The sequence below is a fragment of the Nodosilinea sp. LEGE 07298 genome, from assembly GCF_015207265.1.
Classification (GTDB): domain Bacteria; phylum Cyanobacteriota; class Cyanobacteriia; order Phormidesmidales; family Phormidesmidaceae; genus Nodosilinea.
Map to the genome: position 1 here is coordinate 1 of NZ_JADEXE010000095.1, position 21,175 is coordinate 21,175.

Here is a 21,175-nt window from a genome sequence, read left to right on the forward strand (position 1 = left end):
CAAAAGTACTCTCTACACTAATGCCCCGCTCCGCCTTTGCAGTAAAGTAGATCCCTGTGACATTTTTATGGCTGACCCATGCCCAAGGTTCTCGTTTCCGACCCTATCGATCAAGCGGGTCTTGATATTCTCTCCCAGGTTGCTCAGGTCGATGTCAATACCAGCCTGTCGCCTGAGGAACTGGTAGCCGCCATTGGCGATTACGATGCGCTGATGATTCGCTCTGGCACCAAAGTCACTAAAGCTGTGATTGAGGCCGGTCAGAACCTGAAGATTATTGGTCGGGCTGGGGTCGGCGTAGACAATGTAGACGTGCCCGAGGCCACCCGACGCGGCATTGTAGTGGTCAACTCGCCCGAGGGCAACACCATTGCGGCCGCCGAGCATGCCCTGGCCATGATGATGGCGATGTCGCGATATATTCCCAGCGCCGATCGCTCCGTGAAGGCGGGCGAATGGAAGCGCAAAGACTTCACGGGGGTTGAAATTTACAAGAAAACTTTGGGTGTGGTGGGCCTGGGGAAAATTGGCTCCCATGTGGCCACGGTGGCGCGGGCGATGGGCATGAAGCTGCTGGCCTACGACCCCTTTATCTCCGCCGATCGCGCTGAGCAGCTCGGCTGCCGCCTGGTCGATCTCGATCTCCTTTTCCGCGAGGCCGACTACATTACCCTGCACCTGCCCAAAACGCCTGAAACCACCCACCTGGTTGACGAAAAAGCCCTGGCAACAATGAAGCCCACCGTGCGCATCATCAACTGCGCTCGCGGCGGCATTATTGACGAAGCCGCTCTGGCCAACGCTCTGCGAGAGGGCACCATTGGCGGTGCGGCGCTAGATGTCTACGAAGCTGAGCCCCTGGGTGAGTCGGAACTGCGCGACCTGGACAAGGCGGTGATTCTCACTCCCCACCTGGGGGCCTCTACCGAAGAAGCTCAGGTGAATGTGGCTATTGATGTGGCTGAGCAAATTCGCGATGTGCTGCTGGGGCTGCCAGCTCGCTCTGCGGTAAATATTCCCGGTCTGCGCCCCGAGGTCATGCAAAAGCTGCGCCCCTACCTGCAGCTGGCCGAAACCCTGGGCAACTTGGTAGGGCAGCTGGCCGGGGGCCGGGTCGAAGAGCTGACCGTGCGTCTGCAGGGCGACATTGCCGGGGGCGACACGCAGCCAATTATGGTGGCCGCGCTCAAGGGTTTGCTCTCCCACGCGCTGCAGGAGCGGGTCAACTACGTCAACGCCTCCATTGAAGCCAAAGAGCGGGGCATCCACGTGATCGAAACCCGCGATGCCGACATTCGCGACTACACTGGCTCCCTGAACCTCTCGGCCAAGGGCAGCCTGGGCGAACACTCGGTAACTGGAGTGCTGCTGGGGGGCAGCGAAATTCGCGTTACCGATATCGATGAGTTCCCCATCAACGTGCCGCCGACTCAGCACATGCTGTTTACCCTGCACCGCGATATGCCGGGTATTATCGGCAAAATTGGCTCGCTGTTGGGCAGCTTTAACGTCAACATCGCTAGCATGCAGGTGGGCCGCAAAATTGTGCGCGGTGACGCAGTGATGGCGCTCAGCCTTGATGACCCTCTGCCAGAGGGCATTTTGGATGAAATTCTCAAGGTGCCCGGCATTCGCGATGCCTACACCGTGAATTTGTAGGATGAGCAAGGTGTAGGGTGCTCAAGCTGTGTTCTGATCCAGGCATAGGTGGGTGGGCAATGCTCACCCTACGGCCACCCAGTTGGAACCTCAGGCTTGATACAGAGTGCAAGCCCAATGTTGCTAGTTACGAGGCGATCGCTGGAATGGCTGTGGTCAACACCTGGTGGGAAGTAAACGTGCTGTGCGATCCGGCCTTAGAAGACACAGTCTTCTGGCGGTTTGACAGCTTTGGTAGCCAGGGTACCTCAACCCAGCAGCGGGGTTCGTCCTGCATTGTGCAGGCCTATTTTCCGCAGCATCGGCTAGAACTGCTGGATTTATCGGCTCTAGCGCTGCTGATTAAACAAGATGCTCTGTGCAACGACCTAGTGCTGCCCCGCATTAGCTGGCACCTAATCGATGAAGAAGATTGGTCGAAAAGCTGGAAAGACCACTGGCAGCCTGAGCCGATTGGCGATCGCTTTTTGATCACGCCCGCCTGGCTAGAGCCGCCCGCCGACAACGACCGACTGGTGCTGCGCCTCGACCCAGGGGTAGCCTTTGGCACCGGCAACCACCCCACCACCCAGCTCTGCCTGGAGTCGCTCGAAATGCGGCTCACCTACGAAAAAACCGATGTCACGATCGCCGATATTGGCTGTGGATCTGGCATTCTTTCGATTGGGGCGCTGCTGCTGGGGGCCAAAAAAGCCTACGCGGCAGATACTGACGATCTGGCGGTGCATTCAGCCAAAGGCAACCGCGCCCTCAACGGCCTGACGGAGGATCATCTGCCGCTACTGCACGGCAGTTTGGATGCGATCGCCCAAGCCATCGACGCCCCGGTCGACGGCATTGTGTGCAACATTCTGGCCGAGGTAATCATGGACCTCATTCCCCAAATGCACACCATCGTTACTGCCGATGGCTGGGGCATTCTCAGCGGCATTCTGCTCGACCAGTCGAAGCTGGTGGCCGATACCCTAGAGCAGCACGGCTGGGTGGTAGCCACCCTTTGGCGACGGCAGGAGTGGTGTTGTCTCAACGTACGGCGATCCTCTGAGGGAGCGCAGCCCTAAACCTATGAATTCCTCTGACCTCAGCTTTGTGGCTAAAGTAGTGGCGCTGTCTGGAGCGTTGAGCGCGGCGGTTAAATACGGGGTGCCGATGCTGCTGGCCGGTTCTCAGGCGGGGCAGAATAGCCCGGCTCTAGCTCTAATCGTGGGGTTGCTGCTAGCCCCCTCAGCGCTCATGGGTAGCCTGTTTTGGCTGCGCCGCAGCTCCAACTCCTAGGCTCAACCATGCGCACCATCGACGGCATTAACGACAAAATTCGCCAGGGGAAAGCGGTGGTGCAAACTGCCGAAGCCTTCAAAGCTCACGCTAAAGAGCAGGGAGTCGCCGCCGCTGCCGCTGCCGTGGATGTTGTGGTTACGGGCACCTTTGAGCCGATGGAGTCGTCGGGGGCAATGCTCAATCTGGGCCACACCGACCCGCCCATCAAGCTGCTGGAGTGCTACCTTGATGGGGTACCCGCCTACGCTGGCTTTGGGGCAGTGGATGTGTGCCTGGGGGCGAGCCAGCCCGCCGTGGCCGGACGCGGCGCTGACCTGGGTGACCCCGAAGCCGTGCGCGAGCACGGTGGCGGTCATGTAATTGCCGATCTAATTGCGGGGCGCAGCGTGCCGCTACAGGCGACGGGGCACGGTACCGACTGCTACCCCCGCACCTCGCTCGAAACCACCATTACCCGCGACACGATCAACCAGTTTTATCTGTTCAGCCCCCGTGGGCTGTATCAAAACTTCATTGTGGGGGTGAATGGGGGCGATCGCACCCTCTCCACCTACCTCGGCCCGCTTCAGCCGCGCCTGGGCAATGCTGTTTATGCCAATCCAGGGGCGCTGTCTCCATTGTTAAACGACCCCGATCTAGAGGCCATTGGTATTGGCAGTCGTATTTTCTTTGGCGGTGGCGTTGGCTATATTGCCTGGGAAGGCACCCAGCACTTTCCGCTACAGCGGCGGTTGCCCAACCGCACCCCCATTGGTCCGGCTGCGACGCTGGCCCTGATCGGCGATGCCAAACAAATGCGGCCTGAGTGGGTACGGGGCTGCTACTTCAAAGGCTATGGGCCTTCACTCATGCTGGGGGTAGGGGTACCTATCCCTATTCTGAATGAGCAGGTGGCAACCCACTGCGCCGTGCAGGATGCCGACATTGTGGCTCCGGTGATGGATTTTTCAATTCCCCGCCGGGTGCGGCCGACCTTTGGCCTGGTCAGCTATGCTCAGCTCAAGTCAGGCAGCATCACCATAGAAGGACAGCCCGTCCGTACGGCACCCCTAGCCAGCATTTATCTGGCTCGCCGGGTCGCCAGCGAACTTAAAACCTGGATAGAGGCGGGACAATTTGAGCTGGCCGCACCTGTAGCCCCTCTGCCCCAAGACCGGGCGTTTTTACCCCAAGATGCGCTGGGGGGCTAGGCCGACTCTTCGACTCGGCTCAACTCGACGATTCGGGGCTGCTCTCGCGATTTTCCTCGCGCTTTTTGGGGCGACTCGCAGGGCGTTCAGAACCCGACTCTGAACGAGTATCCGTTCCGGCATCGCTGCCTTTGACCCCCGTGGGGCGACGGCTGGGCATAGGCGGTCTGCTGCCGCCAGGGCCACTGCGCATGTTCGGTCTGCCGCCCCGTCGAGGGCCACCACCGCCACCGCTGCCCTTGGCGCGCTTTTTGGGAGGCACAATGCCCACCATCGTCGCCTCGCTCAGCACCAAAACCTTAGCATCGCGTCTGACCTTAAAATCCCAAAAGTAGCCGACGGTACGACCTTCAATGGTGCCGTGGATCAGCAGCTTAAACGGTTTTGAAGAGCTTGGGGTGCGCCTCACTCCCTGGAGAATTTTGACCGCAATGCACTGATCTTCTGGCGTATATTTGATCACCTCGCCGCGAATAGAGAAGAAGTTATCGTCAACGGGCGGCAGATCGCTAAGATCTGGTTTTTCGTCAGCGGCTTCGTCGTCTTCATCGTCGCTGGAGGGTGCTTCCCCAGGTAGACCGAGGGTTTCAGGTTCCCAAACGCCAACAATTTGCAGGTGCAAATCCTGATCGTCGTTGTCGAGTTCGCGACGGGTGCGAGGATACACCACCCACAGGTGGGGCACCGAAAGGTCAATATGCTTTTTCACCAGGCTGGTAATGCGCCCCAGCAGCACTGAATCGATCACGTGACCGTCTTCGGTAGTGAGGTTGCCCCGATTGAGTTGGTCGGCTTCGCTAGGTTCATAGGTACCTCGCACCAGCCCAATCGCCCGGTACTGCATCGGCTCGCTGGGAGGCGCGATCGGCTGATAGCGGTAGGCCTCTGAGTCTGGTTCAGCGGTTTCGACCACGGCAACGTCGCTAGCAGGGCCAGCCTCAGCGGCCTTGGGTGCAGCCTTAACACTAACCGCAGGCTTTGTCTCAGGGGAAACGGTAGGACGTACCGGCCGCACCGGCCGCCGGGGAGGAGACATTAGCGATGGCCGATCGGCGGCCGGTACCGTCCCCTGGTCGAGGCCATCTTTAGCTTTAACGTCGCTCTTAGAAGCGTCTTGCTCTGTAGAACCCATGACACCACCGATCTCCCTCTCAACATGAACTAGCCACCCGGCGCAACGGTAACTTCGCGCATGACTTAGCCTGTAAGCCTAGCGTAACATTCGCCTTCTCATATGCATGGTCGGGGCAAATATTTAAGCGGTTTACGCAACTTGTCAAGAGCTTTACATCTGGTTCAGTACAGCCCGCAGACAGTTACCTCAACGGCCGAAGCAGCTATCTTAGGTTTCCATCGCTGACGGTTAGCAATCCGTATTGTTTCTGAGCATTTTGGCAACTTCTTTGCTAGTGTAACCCTGGATCCTGGGGCTGACTTGAGGCGCAGCTCCAGCCCCAGGCCAAAGCGCTAAAATCATCTACCTGCAACTAATCTGTAACTACTGTAGACATTTCGCGATCGCCCCCTAACCTAGGTATCGCGTTCCCGCCGCTCTTTGATGAGGTAAACCCGTGACCGCAAACCGTAACCGTTGGCTCGTTGGCACTGTTTTGACCCTGGCCCTAGCGGCCTTTTTGTCGCTATCGCTGCTGCCTATTCTGGGCAGTAACGACAATCGTCGGGCCAGCAGTACCCCCGATGCCAGCCCCGCCGCCGACCCCACTGCCATGCAGGCCGAGCTAGAGGCCCAGGCCCGAGGCTACGAGCTGGTGCTAGAGCGCGAGCCCGACAACCAAACCGCCCTACAGGGCCTAGTGGATGCGCGCATTCAGCTAGGCGATATCAACGGAGTGGTTGGCCCCCTGGAGAAACTGGTAGAACTCAACCCAGGCGTGCCCGACTACGCTGTGCTGCTGGCTCAAACCAAACAGCAGCTGGGTGACCTAGAAGGAGCGGCCCAAACCTATCGCCAGGTGCTCGATCAACAGCCTGGCAATATGAACGCGCTACAGGGGTTAACGGTGCTGCTGGTGCAGCAAGAACGCCCCCAGGCCGCGATCGGGCTGCTGCAAGATACCCTTAAAACCGCCGACCAGCTGCAGTCAGACGGCACAGCGACCGGTATCGACACGACATCTGTGAAGCTGCTGCTGGCCCAGGTGCATGTGGAAGCCAATAGCCCTGACCAGGCTATTGCTCTCTACGACGAGACGATTGAAGCCGCTCCAGATGACTTTCGCCCAGTGTTGGCCAAAGCCCTGGTGCTACAAGAACAAGGCGATGCCAATACTGCCCAGGCTCTCTTTACCCAGGCCACAGCACTGGCCCCCGCTCAGTTCAAAGATCAAATTGAGCTGATGTCTGCTCAGGGACAGGCAGCGCCAGGGGCCAGTAGCGAGACCACAGACGCTGTAGAACCAGCCCCTGCCGCCGAAGAATCGGCAGAATAGGCCAGTTTAAGCTCGGGCCGGAGAGGTAGAGCTGACCGTTCTTTCCGGGCGGTTGGGGGCAGCCTGACTAGACTCTACCGGCTCAAACTCAATATGGTTAAACAGCGTCGTCACAAAGGCAAACAGCAGAAAAGGCAGCGACAGCACCAAAATCAGCCCGACGGTAGCCAGGGCGACCACAGGCTGCCGAGCGCCCATCAGGGCCAGCGATGCCGCCAGGCTAATGAACAAAATCACCAGCCAGGCGATAATTTGGCCATAGATGTCGCCAAAGGTGAGGGTGCAAGCGAAACGATACTTATTCCCGAATTCCATGGTGTTGTCCTGCCACAATCAGTCCTATAGAGTTCAGCATATCGGTCTGACCCTGACTGCTGTAGTTTCTCAACATTTCCACAAGAGTTGCAATGAAATGTTGCAGCTCTTAGGGAGTGGTTTATGCTGCGATCGCTAGAGTTGTTCTTTCCAGTGTCGCATAGCTGAAATAAACCCATTGATCCAGGCTCCCTAGATCCCCGGCCCTTCCGCGATTGGCAATAGTCGCCCAACTTACACCGTCGAGTACTAGGTACCCGACGGGTCGATCACCGGGTCCAACCTCCCTCAGCTAATCTGCTGCCTGTAGTCAAAGACATGGCGCATCAATATATTCTTTTCTATAAGCCCTACAACGTGCTCAGTCAGTTCAGCGAGGGCAATACTCCTCCGGCCTCTGCTACTGAGCCTCGCCTTACCCTCAAAGACTTTGTCCCGGTGTCAGATGTCTATCCGGTTGGACGCCTCGATCGCGACAGCGAAGGATTAATGCTGCTGACCAACCACGGTCGAGTGCAGCATCGCCTCAGCGATCCGCGCTTTGCCCACCCCCGCACCTACTGGGTGCAGGTTGAACAGGTGCCGTCCGTCGCCGCCCTAACCCAGCTCCAAAAAGGGATTACGATTAAGGGCTATCGGACGCTGCCCTGCCAGGTTAAGCGACTCAGGGCTGAGCCGACCCTGCCGCCGCGAGACCCGCCGATTCGCTTTCGCCAAAGCATTCCTACGGTCTGGCTAGAAATGACCCTACAGGAGGGCAAAAACCGCCAGGTGCGACGCATGACCGCCGCTGTCGGGCATCCCACTCTGCGGCTGGTGCGCATAGCAATCGCCCATCTGCAACTGGGTACCTTAAGTCCGGGACAGTGGCGAGTTGCTACGACCGATGAGCGCCAAAAGCTACTGCAAATTTAGCCAAAAGCTACTGCCAGTCAAAAGGTATAGCCCTCAACAATCTCGCTGAGCTAAGTCAAGAATCGCTGGGTTAGGCAGGTGAGGGCGGGGGCAGTAAGTTACCATGAGCTTGCGGTAAGGCAGCTTTAGGGGCTACCCATGCCATACTTAATGTGCCATACCCACGTCGATTTCCCAGTAGGGTGTATCAAACTGTTGTGTGAAAGCCTGTCTTAGCCGTCAGCAAAATGCTTAGTTTCAAGATCTTGACTCAGGGTAACGGCTCCCATTCGCTGGCTGACTGGCCTAATTTTGGATCACCGCTAGGATGCTAACTTGCCCTTTTTGTGAGTTTGAAAACCCTGATTCACAGCGGTCCTGCGAACAGTGTGGACAGCCACTCCAGCGGTGGCGAGTGCTTGCTATGACTGGCTCAGAGGTGACAGCTACCGCCCCTGATGATCTTGATATTGAGGGCTACCTTGATGGCGATCGCCGCTACCGGCTGATTGCCTCGCCCAACCCACTGGGGTCGGCCAGCGCTACATCCCAGGTTGTCATTGACTGTCAGCCCGACGCCGACTCTCCACTGTACGCTTTACAGGCGGCCTGGCTAGAAACCCCTACTCTCGATCCAGCGACCCATCCTTTAGCGAGTGGGGTGCCGCCTCAAGCCTATCCGTATCTGGCTCTCCAGGCCGACTATTTCCCGGCTATTCCTGAGCTTCATCATGCTTGGCAGACACCCAAACATACCCTCTTGCTGATTGAAGACCGAACCATCTGGCTACCCCTATCCATGGGTTGGATGGCTATTGATGAGCCGCTACAGCATATTCAGTGGTTGTTTGAAACAACACTGCTGTGGCAGGCCCTGGCTCCGTGGCAGGGGCAGGCCACTCTGCTCAACCCCCAGCGGCTAGCCTTAAACGAAAACAGCTTGCTCTGCCTCACTCAGATCGACTTCGCTAGTCGGCAGTCGCCCCTGCCGCTACAGGCTCTGGGGCAGATGTGGCAAGCCATGCTAAGTCGGGGCCAGGGTCTGCCTCTAAAGGTGGAGACCCTGGTCAGCGATTTGGTCGAAGGTGCGATCACCGATATTAATCAGGTGCAGGACATACTGGCCGAAGCCGCCCAAGACTATCCCTTGCCTGGGGTAGAAGCCGCTGGGTCTGACTGGGTCGATGGCGCTGATGATGTTGACGTTGACGACATTATTGATGTAGATCAGCCTGATCTGGCGATCGCCAGATCAGTTGCTGCCGACGAAGGCGATCTGGAGTCTGACGCTGTCTTTGACACTCAAGAACTGCCAGATGACGATGGCAATGGGCCAATCGAAGCACCCACTATGGTGCTGCCCATGAAACTGTCTTACCTTGACGATGCCGGCCAAAGCCATGTGGGTCAGCAGCGCCACCACAATGAAGATTGGTTCTTTACTCAGACTCAACTCCACAAGGTTAGTGGTCCCCAGGGCACCGTGCTGCGGGCTAAGGGGCTCTACATTCTTTGCGATGGCATGGGTGGCCACGCCTCGGGGGAAGTTGCTAGTCAGCTAGCGGTGCGCACCCTGCGAGAGTATTTAACCCAGAACTGGAGCGGCGATCGCTTGCCCGATCAAGACACCTTAACTCAGGCGGTAGTGACAGCCAACCAAGCCATCTTCGATATTAATCAGTCAAACGCAACGTCGGGGGTAGGCCGCATGGGCACCACCCTGGTCATGGTGCTTGTGCACAACCTTGATATAGCTGTGGTGCACGTGGGCGATAGTCGCTTGTATAGCTACAGCAAACGCTTGGGCTTGCGACAGCTTACCCTCGATCATGAGGTGGGGCAGCGAGAAATCAACCGAGGAGTAGAGCCAGCTCTAGCCTATGCCCGCCCCGATGCCTACCAACTTACTCAGGCCCTCGGACCCAGGGGTAAAGAAGACTTAGTTCCTAGCATTACCTATCACGAAATTACTGAAGATACTTTGCTGGTTCTATGTTCAGATGGACTGAGCGATAACGATCTGCTAGAGCGCCATGCTGATTCTCATGTTGCTGGTCTATTAAGTTCGAAAGCTAATCTCGCCAGCGGCACCGCCCATCTCATCGACTTGGCAAACGAAAAAAATGGCCATGACAATATCACGACCATTCTTGTGCGTATTAAGCTCCAGCCCGACATGACGCCTATAGTTGGCTAGCTAGACTGGTTAGCTATAGCGGGCTGGTGGCCCTCGCTAACTGGCGGGTGCACACCGCACTAATCTTCTTCCCAAGACTGCACCGCCAGCAACTCCTGGATTGGATCTTGGGTTGAAAAGTCGAATTCTTCTAGTTCTTGCTTCCAATGAGCCCAGTCGTCGCCAAACAGAAAGGCGATTTTCCAAATGGGGTCGCTAGGGCGTACAACTTTGGACTTCTTAACTAAAGACTCAACTTGGCGCTGAAATTTCACCATTGGGTGAGCGACAACTAAGTCGGCAATTGCTTCAGTCATATTTTCGATTTAAAAAGCTCTTCAGAACGTTGGTCGGGAAAATCTGCACACCCTTGAAACTTGCGCAGGCATTAACCCTAGATTCAGGAACACAGCATAGCACAAGAATGGGAAATCACAATTCTTGCCTATAGCCTGTCCTGCAAGTGATGACCTTTGATCTTTAGCATTTGGTCACCACCCCAATAGTGTACCGAAGGATGTGACTAATTGAGGTAGGTATTCCCCCAATCAAAGGGTAGATAACCGTACTCCTGGTTGCTAGCTTGACCTTGGGTTGGCTCAATAGTCGCTAAACTAGAGGTCCAACCCTATTTTGCCTTTTAGTATTGACCAATGGCTCAAACTGACTCGTCTGCCCCTCAATCTAGCGCTGCCATGGCTAGTGCTCCCATGGTTCTGCCTCGTACTAGTGAGTCAGAAGATCTGAAGCGGATTCGCCACACCTTCTCCCACGTTATGGCGATGGCAGTGCAGACCCTGTTTCCAAAAACGCAGGTGACCATTGGCCCCTGGATTGACTACGGCTTCTACTACGACTTTGACAGCCCTGAACCCTTTACTGAGCAAGACCTGAAGGCGATCAGAAAAGAGATGATTAAGATCATCAATAAGGGGCTGCCGGTCACGCCAGAAACCGTCACCCGTGACGAAGCCCAGCGCCGTATTGAGGCGTTAGGAGAGCCCTACAAGCTTGAAATTCTGCAGGATTTGAAAGACCCGATTACCCTCTATCATCTGGGCGACCAGTGGTGGGATTTATGCGCTGGACCCCATGTGGGTAGCACCGCCGACCTCAACCCCAAGGCATTTGAGTTAGAAAGCGTAGCTGGGGCCTACTGGCGTGGTGACGAAAACCGTGCCCAGCTCCAGCGCATCTACGGTACGGCTTGGGAGACCTCTGAGCAGCTGCAAGAGTACAAGCGCCGCCGCGAAGAAGCTAAACGTCGTGATCACCGCAAGCTGGGCAAAGAGCTAGGCCTATTTATTTTTTCGGACGATGTGGGGCCTGGTCTGCCTCTGTGGACCCCTAAGGGTACGGTGCTGCGCTCTACCCTAGAAACCTTCCTTAAGGAAGAGCAGACCAAACGGGGCTACCTGGGAGTGGTCACCCCTCATATTGCTCGGGTGGATCTATTTAAAATCTCGGGTCATTGGCAGAACTATCGGGAAGATATGTTCCCGTTAATGGCGGATGATGACGCGGCCCGTCTGGCGGAAGAGGGCTTTGTCATGAAGCCTATGAACTGCCCTTTCCACATCCAAATCTATAAGAGCGAACTGCGATCGTACCGAGAGCTGCCCCTGCGGCTGGCGGAGTTTGGCACGGTATATCGTTACGAGCAGTCGGGAGAACTGGGTGGGCTGACCCGAGTGCGGGGCTTTACGGTAGACGACTCTCACCTATTTGTGCGCCCTGAGCAGCTTGACGACGAGTTTCTCAAGGTGGTGGATTTAATTCTCTCCGTGTTTCGCAGCTTGAAGCTGAAGAACTTTAAAGCTCGACTGAGCTTTCGAGACCCAGAATCAACCAAGTACATTGGCGGTGACGAGGTCTGGGAAGCGTCTCAAACGGCCATTCGTCGGGCTGTGCAGACCCTGGGCATGGAGTATTTCGAAGCGCCGGGAGAAGCGGCTTTTTACGGGCCTAAGCTAGACTTCATCTTTCGGGATGCCCTCGATCGCGAGTGGCAACTGGGTACCGTACAGGTTGACTACAACCTGCCCGAGCGCTTTGACCTAGAGTACGTAGCCGAAGACGGCTCGCGCCAGCGTCCGGTGATGATTCACCGCGCTCCCTTTGGTTCTCTAGAGAGGTTGATTGGCATTTTGATCGAAGAGTATGCCGGTGATTTTCCGCTTTGGCTGGCTCCGGTGCAGATGCGCCTGCTGCCGATAACTGAAGAGCATCTGGGCTATGCCCAATCCGTCGCCGATCAGTTGCTGGCCCGGGGCGTGCGGGTGGAGGTAGACGCTAGCGGTGATCGCCTCGGTAAGATGGTGCGCAATGCCGAAAAGGCCAAGGTGCCCATTATGGCGGTGGTTGGCGCAAAGGAACTGGAGGCTAACGCCCTTAGCATTCGCACCCGTGCCCAGGGTGAACTGGGGTTGCTGCCCGTGGCCGAGGTGGTAGAGCGGGTGGCTGGGGCGATCGCTGCTCGCGAAGACTTTTAGCCCCTAGGGAGTCTCGGGCAGGTCTGCCTCGATCTCGCGTAGATCGCTAAGTGACTGCTCCATCGAGTCAATCAGCGACTGCACGGCCTGATCTTGCTCCGCCTGTTGCCGCTGCGCTAGGCCCGAAAGCACGTTCATACAAGCGTCCATACCAGCGGCAAATTCATAGCGCGTAACGGCGGCTTCGCCCCGAAAAGTGCCATCGGGATAGCCGCTAACGCAGCCATAGGTGCCAGCCAGGTTGAGCAAGGCTTCGTAAGCCCAGTGATCGGGCGATACATCGGTGAAGGGTAGCACTAGCTGTTGTCCAGCGGCTTGGGCAATGGGTTCATCAACGGTATCTACAGAATTTGGCTCTGCCTGGGCCGGGGCGATCGCGGCCAAAGCGCCCATCCCGGCTCCTAAACCTATGCCCAAGACACCGCGAATCAATGGCTGAAGGTTCATTCCAAATCTCCCAAAATCTTCCCTGTCTCTCATTGTAGAGACGGGCTGAAAGGATGTCGCTTGAGTTGTGTCGGCTTAGATTGTGTCTCTAGGCTTGTATCTCTGTGGCGGCATCAAAAAGTGATAATATCCTTGGCCTAATTGTTCTACAACCGCTGGAGGCTTTTGCGGTGCCTACATCCGTGACTGTGACTGTGCCTGCCACAACCGCCAATATTGGCCCCGGCTTTGACTGTTTAGGCGCGGCACTCACCCTTTACAACCACTTCCGCTTTACTCTGCTTGACCCAGCAGCGGGGGAGGTAGCGATTGAGGTGCGGGGGGTAGAGGCTGAGCGGGTGGTGACCGATGGGTCTAATCTGGCCTACAAGGCGTTTGCCAGCTACTTCCACAGACGAGAGATGGCTGTACCGTCAGTGGCGATCGCGATCGATCTCAACGTTCCTCTGGCGCGGGGTTTAGGCAGCTCGTCAACGGCCATTGTCGGTGGCCTACTGGGTGCTAATGCACTGTGCGATCGCCCTGTTGATCAAGCGGCCCTGGTAGAGATGGCTGTTGCCATTGAGGGCCACCCTGACAATGTTGTCCCTGCCTTGGTCGGAGGTTGCCAGCTAGCCGTGGCAAATGACGATGGTTCCTCCGTGCTGTGTCCTATCCCTTGGCATGAAGCAATTACGCCTGTCGTTGTAATCCCAGATTTTGAGCTGTCTACCGCTGCGGCACGGCAGGTGCTGCCTGCCACCTACAGCCGCGCCGACGCTATCTTCAATACCGCTCACCTGGGGCTGCTGCTGCGAGGGTTAGAGACGGGCCGGGGCGACTGGTTACGGGTAGCGATGGGCGATCGCATCCATCAGCCCTACCGCCAAACGTTGATTGCTGGCTACGAAACGGTAGCCAACGCCGCTACCGAAGCTGGGGCCTATGGCTTAGTTATAAGTGGGGCGGGTCCTACCCTGCTGGCCCTGGCTCCAGCCCAGGCTGCCTCTAGCGTGTGTAACGCTATGGCCACCGCCTGGCAACAGACCGGGCAATCGGTAACGGCCCGGGTGCTCGCTCTAGAAACTCGGGGAGCAAGCGTTTCCTGAGCCGCAAGCCATTGAGCTACAGAGTCTTGTTCCTAAAGCAGAGTAAGGGGCAAGGAAATCGCGAGTGCCATTACCAGGCTCTCGCTGTTGGGTGCGATCGCGGAGCACAGACTTACAACTCAGAAGGCCATAGCCGTTACGGCAAGTGAATGCCGGAGTCCTGCCCCAACTGTTGCAATAATTAAGATTTCGATGCATTGACATACATAAATGTGAGTACTCATTTTAATTAATTCAAAGGTTGAATAGGGCTGAAATGCTTATGTAGCCTTCATCTCAGGCCCTTGAATGTCAACCTTTTGCGATTTTCGCTAAAAAATAGTTATCAAATGTTTATTAAGTTTCCTATACTGAGGACGGGCGCAAAGATAGGTATATCTCTCTATCAATCTTGCACTCCGGTTCCATCGTCGTGCTCTTGGGTCATGACTCGCTCTCTGCAGTTCTCCGACCTCCTCGCCTAGGGTAGGCCGTCGCGAACAGTAGAGGTAGGCCGCTATTTCTGAACGGCTCCTCAAAGGGATGTGTGTCCGCCTCAGGTCAGACACTGAAACCGGAACCCAAATGCACTGGCTGTTTTGTAATATTATTCACGCGAATTCTCATGCTGACCGAGCAATTTCCGTGGCTGACGACCCTAGTTATTCTTCCTCTGCTGGCAATTTTGCCCATACCCGTGCTGCCCAATCGCAACGGGCAAACTCTGCGCTGGTATGCCTTAGGGATTGGCTTCATTGAGTTTTCTCTAATTCTTTATACCTTTGCTAACTTCTACGACCTCAACCAGTCTGGTTTGCAGCTAGTTGAGCGCTACAACTGGGTGCCCCAGGTGGGCCTTACCTGGTCGCTGGGGGCCGATGGCCTGGCTATGCCCCTGGTTGTGCTGAGTGGTCTGGTGACAACGCTAGCTATTTTGGCGTCGTGGAATGTGACTCGTCGCCCCCGCCTCTACTTCAGCCTGCTGCTGGTTATGTATAGCGCTCAGGTTGGGGTGTTTTTGGCCCAAGACCTGGTCATGTTCTTCTTCATGTGGGAGCTTGAGCTGGTGCCTGTGTACCTGCTGATCTCCATTTGGGGCGGGCAAAAGCGCCACTATGCCGCCACTAAATTTATTCTTTACACCGCGATCGGGTCTATCTTCATTCTGGTCGCCGCCCTGGCAATGGCCTTCTACGGTGATACCGTTACCTTCAACCTGACGGAACTGGCCCAGAAAGACTATTCCCTCACCTTCCAGCTGCTGGTCTATGCAGCGTTTCTAGTCGCCTTTGCCGTCAAGCTGCCCATCTTTCCGCTGCACACCTGGCTGCCCGATGCTCACAGCGAGGCCCCTGCGGCTGTATCCATGATTTTGGCTGGGGTTCTGCTTAAAATGGCGGGTTATGGCCTCATCCGCATGAATATTGAGATGCTGCCCGACGCCCATCTTTACTTTGCTCCATTCCTGGCCATTTTGGGCGTCGTAAACGTTATCTACGCCTCCATGACAGCCTTTGGCCAAGACAATCTCAAGCGCCGTATGGCCTACTCGTCCGTGGCCCATATGGGTTTCGTGCTAATCGGCTGCTCGGCGTTCACTACCCTCGGGATGAGCGGCGCGATGCTGCAAATGATCTCCCACGGTCTGATTGCGGCGGTCATGTTCTTCCTGTCTGGAGTGACCTACGAGCGCACGCACACCTTGGACATGGACGAAATGGGCGGGATGGCGCGCAAGATGCCTACTACCTTTGCCTTTTTCACGGCTGCCTCCATGGGATCGCTGGCTCTGCCTGGCATGAGCGGCTTTGTGAGCGAGATTGCGGTGTTTTTAGGCATGGCTACTAGCGATGTTTACAGTACCGCCTTTAAGACCGTTATTATCATCGGTTCTGCGGTTGGAGTAGTGCTGTCGCCTATCTACCTGCTCTCTATGCTGCGTCGCATCTTCTACGGTGATGCGGGTCAGGTGGTTGCCAAGGTACCCAACATTCTCGATATTCGCCCCCGCGAAGCCTTCGTAGCCGCCTGTCTGTTGGTACCTATTATTGGGATTGGCTTGTATCCCAAACTGGCTACTCAGGCTTACGATGCGAAAACGGTGGCCGTTGCTAGCCGAGTACAGACAACTGTGCTGGCTGCTGGGCAAACATCGCCGCTTTACGCCCACATTATGGTGGCTCCTCGGGTGACAGTGGCTGAACTGGCTATCCCTGCTGATTCGCGGATCGACTAAATCAAAACAAGCTGGTGCATCCGGTATTTGCTGCACTCTGGCCTATGGTCAGAGTGCAGCTTTTTATTTTTAAAGGATGTAGTTCTGACTTTAGAGACAATTAAAACACTGTCTTTGGGCACTCTTAAAGGCAGGCGCAGAGCGTCAGAATAGTTGTATTGAGATGGCTTAACCCCCAAGTTGATCTCGCTTTAAGCCGTGTATTTAAACTTTCGGTACAGGTTTTCCTGAAATAGTTATGTCTCAGTCACACCACTGTCTTCACTGCAATAACCAACACCTGCTTCGCATTGGGGTCCGGGGCATTCGCCAATGCTCTCGCTGCCAAGCCTTTGTCGATGTGCGATCGCGCCACTGGCTAAAGCGCTTCATTCGCGATTTAGCTGCTTAGAGTTGTCTTTCCGTAGCAGCGTGAATAAGCGTGGGGCAGCTGGATGTCGTATCACCCCAGCATCCGAATCGCATAACCCCGATTCCCAAAAGGCCAAACCGTAGCGAATCGCATTTGCCCTTCCAAATTGGGTGTAGCCAAGAAGGATGTCGGATTAAACCCTGAACCTTCCTATGGGGCATTCTCGGTTAGACAGGGTTACGCCACAATGGAGATGCCCTGACTTGCGAGATACTCTATGGCCGGTAAGTATTTTCAAAAACCAGGTCCAGAATTGGCCGATCGCGTGCCACCAGGGCAGCACCTGGCTAAAGGTTTTCCAGTTCTGACCTACGGCGATACCCCCCAGGTCAATCAGGCCGACTGGTCATTGACTATTACGGGGTTGGCTGCGCCTAAAACCTTTACCTGGGAGGAGATCATGGCGCTGCCCCAAACCGACTTTACTGCCGACTTTCATTGTGTTACCACCTGGTCAAAGCTCGACGTGACCTGGCGGGGAATTCGCGTCACCGATCTAATGCCACAGCTTGAGGTTGATGCCGCCGCAACCCACGTCATGCTGCACTGCTATGGTGGCTACACCACCAATCTTGCCCTCGACGACTTCGCCCGACCGGAAAACTTTTTTGCCCACACTCTAGACGGAGAGCCGCTGCCCCCAGACCACGGTGGCCCAATGCGGCTGGTAGTGCCCCACCTCTACGCCTGGAAAAGTGCCAAGTGGATCAACGGGATTGAGTTTTTAGCAAAGCCCGCGCTTGGTTTTTGGGAGCGCAATGGCTACCATCATCGGGGTGAGCCTTGGGCTGAAGAGCGCTACAGCAGCTGACCTTTGTGATGGCTTGCACGGGATAGCTCAACGGTTGCCGTAGCGGCCCCAGCTCATAAATGCCGTCACCAAGTAGAGCACAATGGTCGAGCCAATAATTGAGGGTACCAGGGGCACTCCCTGAAAGCTCCAGGTGAGCCAGGGCGAGGTGAAGTTGTACTGCTGAAGTAAGTAGTTGGCGACCCACTGACCGACCAGCACGCCCACCAGGCCAATCAGCACCAGGCCCAAGAGTTTGCCGGGCACTCGCCGAGGAATGAGTAGGTTGGCTGCAAAGGCGCAGGCCATGGCAATTAGGACTTGAACGAGTAGGCTAATCAGATCATCCATTGGGTTTAGACTCCTGACAGGACGATGGAGCGGGTGTCATAGGCTTACTGTACCCATCGTGGGAGAGGGTTGAGACAGCCTAACGGGCAGGGGCGGTTAAATCCACCCGTGAACGGCAGCTTGGTAGACGGCCTGATAGCGATTTTTGGCTTGCAGCTTGGCTAGACTATTGTTGATGTGAAACTTTACGGTACTTTCGCTGATGTAGAGCTGGTTGGCGATGTCGCGATCGCGCAGCCCCTGGGCCAACAGCGCCATAATTTCGCGTTCGCGCTCTGAGGGGCGAGGGGTGCCTGGGTTAACGGCAGACTCGACCCACTGGCCTGTGTGTAATTGATGGACCACCTGACGCAGCTGGTCGGCATCTGTGTCCCAGCCGATGCTGGCAGTGGCCGGGGCTGGGGCCGGATTAGAGGCTTTGACCCGCACCCAGAGCACGCGATCGGCGGCCCTGGCCACGGTTTCACTATCGGTAATCACAATTGCCTCAGGTTCTAAGGCATCGCACACCGTTAGCCCGGCGCGGTAGGCTAAGCAGGTGAGAGCCGTCTGCACCAGGGCTTCGCGGCACTGAATGCTCACTTTGTCGCCAGATTCACGGTTGCCGTAAGGGGTCTGTAGCGTGACCTGCACCATTTGCTGCTGGGGGCCAGGTTGAGTTTGCAGACTGCCCCCCAGGCAGGTGACCATAAACCTGAGCTGGTGACAGCGCGATCGCCAGCGCGCCACAGCATCGTGCGGTAGGCTCCCAATCTGGCTGGCCTGTGCATTACTGAACTGAGCCGGTAGGGCTACGATCGCCTCTAGGGTAACGTCGGTGGCCCCATATACAAGCCGAGCATAGTCACAGCGAAACTCATCTAGCAGCTCACCGAGGCGCAAAAAAATGTAGCTCACCGAGTCGGGCAAAGGCGTTTCGGTACCGACTAGGGCCATAGTGGCCGTAGTTAGCAAATGAGCCAGCTGGTCGGATAGGGTAGGGCTGTTGGTCAGACTGATCTTTCGTTCAGTTGGCTTAGCCTCTACCTGAAGGGCGGCATCAAGAGCGATGGTGGCTGTCATACAGAGTACTTGCAGCACTTCTAAAAATTCTGCGGCCATGGGGCTGTGGCTAAAGGTGGCTAGCACGCCAATGACGCGATCGCCTGTCATCAGTGGGTAGCCCGCAAACCCTTGAATATTGTTGGCGATCGCCCAGTCGCGGTCTTTGACCCAGGCCTCTTCGGCTAGGCGATTGCTGAGAAAAGGCACCCGATTCTGGGCAATTTTGCCTACTTTATAGGCTCCCATGGGCACCCGTGCAAAGGAGCCATTGGTGTGGGTGTATAGCCCTGACGAGGCTACTAGGCGCAGCATCGTTGCATCGGGCTCTACCACCCAAATGCGGGCAAAGGCGCAGCCAAACTGGTGAACCAGGCCATCAGTGACGATACTGGCAATGATCTCAATCTCAAGACATCCCGATAGTCGCTGGGCAATTTTATTGACCCGCTGCAAATCAAGCAGCAGCTGAGCCTGGTTGGGCCTATCAACGCTAGGGCTATCCACGTCTGCGGGAGCAGCTCTCACGGGGTTTCCTGACATTCTCTGTCTATAGAGTGATTTGAACTGGTTCAATACTCTGTATCGGTTAACACCCCTGAGGTTTTTTGGGCCAGATTGCTCAACTAAATTCGGTGCAGGTTCGGTTAACACCCCTGGTTTCTGGTTAGAGGCGATCGCATTCAAATACTGATGGTTTTGTCAAGGCTTGGTAAACTTTCTAACCTGGCCTTGGCTGTCCTTACGTATTTTTTGCTAAAACGTAAACGGAGCATGAACCCGCCCACGCTAAAACTTTGCCCGCGAGTCGCCCGGACTGTGCATCTGCCTCTCGTAAGTAGTTAAAGCCCCCGTTTGGAGAAGCAGATGAAGGAGAAATTCATGGGCGTCGGCCTTGGGGTCGGTGCCGCCTTGACTCTGGGTATCGTGTGGACAGACTCTGCCCAAGCATTTTCCCTCAACAGCAATGTGAGCGTTGAGAATGTCCTTAGAGAAGCTGGAACCCTAAACGAGATTCCTTATACAGGGGACGTTATCTTTGACCGTGGTCCTACCAATGTTGTGGTTGGATCAGGCCGTGAGTTGACGCAATTTGGCGGCCTTTGGGACATTGACCTGGATGAAGCCTCCATTCGGTTTACCCTTACTGACCAGGTGCAGTTTAACAATGTCACCTCTGGGGATGATGTTTACAGCTTCTTGGCACCAGGTTTTGGCAACCCAGGGCAAAACTTTTTAGCCGACTATACGTTTGTGCCGCTGGGAAGTTCTGCCTTTATTGAGAAGCCGGCGATCAAAATACTGGCCGGTAATCAGCTGGAGGTCACTTTTCTGCAAGGTTTTGCTCTGGATTTAGCCTTACTCCCACAAAGAAGTTTAGACTTCAGAATTGACTTGACGATACAAGAGCCTACCCCAGTACCCACTCCTATCCCGACTCCGGCGTTGCTGCCTGGGCTAGTGGGCATGGGGCTAGCGGTGCTGCGCAAGCGTCGGGAAGACAAGAATCAGACAGATTAGCCAAAGCGGCTAAGGAGCTTAGGGATCTGTGGGTTAATGGTGTACCAGGTAGCCAGGTTTCGACTTCGCTCAACCTTCAGTGATCGAGGGCTGAGCGAAGTCGAAGTCCAATCAGCAGGTACCTTTCAGCAGGTACCTTATTTTCTTGCGAGTCCCTTAGTGGTTAGAAGACGTCGTTTCGATCGCTCCGCCCTTGAAGCGATCTTTGGCTAGGGTAAAGGCTTCTTGCATCGCCGCCTGAATTTTTTCGGGATTGGGCTTTTTGCCGCCCATCAGGTCGCCAAAGTAGACGCAGGCTCCTTCGCCCAACCCCCAAGTATAGGAGGCGGCCCAGGAGGCGGCGATCACGCTGCCAAATCCGGGGATAAATTTGATCAGCTCGCGCCCGACGGCCTGGGCAAAGAATCCGCCCGCGATCGCGCTGATCAGCCCGCCCGCCTGGGAAGGGCTGAGGGTTTGGCCGTAAAGCTTGCCCAGCAGCCCTACCATAGAAATCTGGAGCGCCGTGAGCACCGGCATGGTGGCAAAGGGTAGGGGTACGGCGGCCAGGGTAGCGGCCATCACCGCAAAGGCGGAAATATAGTGTCGCCCTACATCGCGGTACAGGTTGCCCAACTGGTTGGTCGCTTCGGCTTGCTCATCCAATAGTTGGTACAACGCCTGAGCTTCGGCTTCGGGCAGCAGGTCGGCCAGGGCGTCGCGCAGGGCCTCAAGACCGTAAAACACCGGGGCAAACCCATCTTCGTCGAGGGTGAAATCGATCAGCACCGTGCGATCTACTAATTCTTCAAAATTGGCCCGAATAGCATTGAAGGGCCGATCTACCGCCTCTAGGGTGGGGTGGTAGGGGGGATGG

At 56.0% G+C, this 21,175-nt stretch carries 20 protein-coding genes; 13 read left to right on the forward strand and 7 right to left on the reverse strand.

Features of this window, described 5'->3' with window-relative positions:
* Window positions 1-78 precede the first annotated feature (78 nt).
* The 4 genes from serA to IQ273_RS14485 all read left to right on the forward strand — a co-directional run bounded on the left by serA (window position 79) and on the right by IQ273_RS14485 (window position 4,127).
* Window positions 79-1,659 carry a phosphoglycerate dehydrogenase gene (gene serA / locus IQ273_RS14470; protein ID WP_194023886.1) on the forward strand — a complete coding sequence of 527 codons (1,581 nt, stop codon included), beginning with the start codon at window positions 79-81 and terminating at the stop codon, window positions 1,657-1,659.
* A 152-nt stretch (window positions 1,660-1,811) separates the two neighbouring features.
* Window positions 1,812-2,720, forward strand: a complete 909-nt coding sequence (gene prmA / locus IQ273_RS14475; protein WP_194023904.1) for a 50S ribosomal protein L11 methyltransferase — start codon at window positions 1,812-1,814, stop codon at window positions 2,718-2,720.
* 4 nt (window positions 2,721-2,724) lie between these two features.
* Window positions 2,725-2,934 carry a hypothetical protein gene (locus IQ273_RS14480; RefSeq protein WP_194023887.1) on the forward strand — a complete coding sequence of 70 codons (210 nt, stop codon included), beginning with the start codon at window positions 2,725-2,727 and terminating at the stop codon, window positions 2,932-2,934.
* Window positions 2,935-2,942: 8 nt separating this feature from the next.
* Window positions 2,943-4,127: a homocysteine biosynthesis protein gene (locus IQ273_RS14485; protein WP_194023888.1), complete on the forward strand. Its 1,185-nt coding sequence runs from the start codon at window positions 2,943-2,945 to the stop codon at window positions 4,125-4,127.
* Between the two features lie 19 nt (window positions 4,128-4,146).
* Here the strand turns inward: IQ273_RS14485 and IQ273_RS14490 are convergent, their stop codons facing one another.
* Entirely contained in the window at window positions 4,147-5,259 is a 1,113-nt protein-coding gene (locus IQ273_RS14490; protein ID WP_194023889.1) for a hypothetical protein, read from the reverse strand.
* A 439-nt stretch (window positions 5,260-5,698) separates the two neighbouring features.
* On the opposite strand from IQ273_RS14490, the gene IQ273_RS14495 reads away from it, so the two are divergent.
* Window positions 5,699-6,577 (forward strand): tetratricopeptide repeat protein, encoded by an 879-nt coding sequence (locus tag IQ273_RS14495; RefSeq protein ID WP_194023890.1) that lies wholly within the window; start codon window positions 5,699-5,701, stop codon window positions 6,575-6,577.
* A 6-nt stretch (window positions 6,578-6,583) separates the two neighbouring features.
* On the opposite strand, the gene IQ273_RS14500 is transcribed toward IQ273_RS14495, so the two are convergent.
* A complete protein-coding gene (locus tag IQ273_RS14500) occupies window positions 6,584-6,892 on the reverse strand; it encodes a hypothetical protein (protein WP_194023891.1) in 309 nt (102 codons plus the stop codon).
* A 318-nt stretch (window positions 6,893-7,210) separates the two neighbouring features.
* Between IQ273_RS14500 and IQ273_RS14505 the strand changes: the two genes are divergently transcribed.
* The gene (locus IQ273_RS14505) at window positions 7,211-7,807 is read left to right on the forward strand and encodes a pseudouridine synthase (RefSeq protein ID WP_194023892.1); all 597 of its coding nucleotides are present in this window, start codon (window positions 7,211-7,213) and stop codon (window positions 7,805-7,807) included.
* Between the two features lie 403 nt (window positions 7,808-8,210).
* On the forward strand, window positions 8,211-9,983 hold the full coding sequence (locus IQ273_RS14510; RefSeq protein ID WP_194023893.1) for a serine/threonine phosphatase: 1,773 nt from the start codon (window positions 8,211-8,213) through the stop codon (window positions 9,981-9,983).
* A 59-nt stretch (window positions 9,984-10,042) separates the two neighbouring features.
* Here the strand turns inward: IQ273_RS14510 and IQ273_RS14515 are convergent, their stop codons facing one another.
* On the reverse strand, window positions 10,043-10,279 hold the full coding sequence (locus tag IQ273_RS14515; protein ID WP_194023894.1) for a DUF4327 family protein: 237 nt from the start codon (window positions 10,277-10,279) through the stop codon (window positions 10,043-10,045).
* Window positions 10,280-10,657: 378 nt separating this feature from the next.
* On the opposite strand from IQ273_RS14515, the gene thrS reads away from it, so the two are divergent.
* Window positions 10,658-12,454 carry a threonine--tRNA ligase gene (gene thrS / locus IQ273_RS14520; RefSeq protein WP_228053036.1) on the forward strand — a complete coding sequence of 599 codons (1,797 nt, stop codon included), beginning with the start codon at window positions 10,658-10,660 and terminating at the stop codon, window positions 12,452-12,454.
* A gap of 3 nt (window positions 12,455-12,457) precedes the next feature.
* Here thrS and IQ273_RS14525 read toward each other — a convergent pair whose 3' ends face one another.
* Complete coding sequence (locus IQ273_RS14525; protein WP_194023896.1) at window positions 12,458-12,901, reverse strand: S-layer homology domain-containing protein; 444 nt, start codon at window positions 12,899-12,901, stop codon at window positions 12,458-12,460.
* Between the two features lie 170 nt (window positions 12,902-13,071).
* Between IQ273_RS14525 and thrB the strand changes: the two genes are divergently transcribed.
* The 4 genes from thrB (at window position 13,072) to IQ273_RS14545 (ending at window position 17,427) form a co-directional block, all read left to right on the forward strand.
* The gene (thrB, locus tag IQ273_RS14530; RefSeq protein WP_313898119.1) at window positions 13,072-13,989 is read left to right on the forward strand and encodes a homoserine kinase; all 918 of its coding nucleotides are present in this window, start codon (window positions 13,072-13,074) and stop codon (window positions 13,987-13,989) included.
* A 604-nt stretch (window positions 13,990-14,593) separates the two neighbouring features.
* A complete protein-coding gene (locus tag IQ273_RS14535; protein ID WP_194023897.1) occupies window positions 14,594-16,204 on the forward strand; it encodes an NAD(P)H-quinone oxidoreductase subunit 4 in 1,611 nt (536 codons plus the stop codon).
* Window positions 16,205-16,442: 238 nt separating this feature from the next.
* Window positions 16,443-16,595: a hypothetical protein gene (locus IQ273_RS14540; protein ID WP_194023898.1), complete on the forward strand. Its 153-nt coding sequence runs from the start codon at window positions 16,443-16,445 to the stop codon at window positions 16,593-16,595.
* Between the two features lie 238 nt (window positions 16,596-16,833).
* On the forward strand, window positions 16,834-17,427 hold the full coding sequence (locus tag IQ273_RS14545; RefSeq protein ID WP_194023899.1) for a sulfite oxidase-like oxidoreductase: 594 nt from the start codon (window positions 16,834-16,836) through the stop codon (window positions 17,425-17,427).
* A 27-nt stretch (window positions 17,428-17,454) separates the two neighbouring features.
* On the opposite strand, the gene IQ273_RS14550 is transcribed toward IQ273_RS14545, so the two are convergent.
* Together IQ273_RS14550 and IQ273_RS34790 are read right to left on the reverse strand one after the other, a co-directional pair.
* Window positions 17,455-17,757 (reverse strand): hypothetical protein, encoded by a 303-nt coding sequence (locus IQ273_RS14550; protein WP_194023900.1) that lies wholly within the window; start codon window positions 17,755-17,757, stop codon window positions 17,455-17,457.
* A gap of 96 nt (window positions 17,758-17,853) precedes the next feature.
* Window positions 17,854-19,326, reverse strand: coding sequence for a LuxR C-terminal-related transcriptional regulator (locus tag IQ273_RS34790; RefSeq protein ID WP_313898120.1), 1,473 nt, complete (start codon window positions 19,324-19,326; stop codon window positions 17,854-17,856).
* 339 nt (window positions 19,327-19,665) lie between these two features.
* Between IQ273_RS34790 and IQ273_RS14560 the strand changes: the two genes are divergently transcribed.
* Window positions 19,666-20,319: a PTPA-CTERM sorting domain-containing protein gene (locus IQ273_RS14560; protein WP_194023902.1), complete on the forward strand. Its 654-nt coding sequence runs from the start codon at window positions 19,666-19,668 to the stop codon at window positions 20,317-20,319.
* A 156-nt stretch (window positions 20,320-20,475) separates the two neighbouring features.
* On the opposite strand, the gene IQ273_RS14565 is transcribed toward IQ273_RS14560, so the two are convergent.
* Window positions 20,476-21,175: YcjF family protein (locus tag IQ273_RS14565; RefSeq protein WP_194023903.1), on the reverse strand; the 700-nt coding region annotated here is incomplete at its 5' end.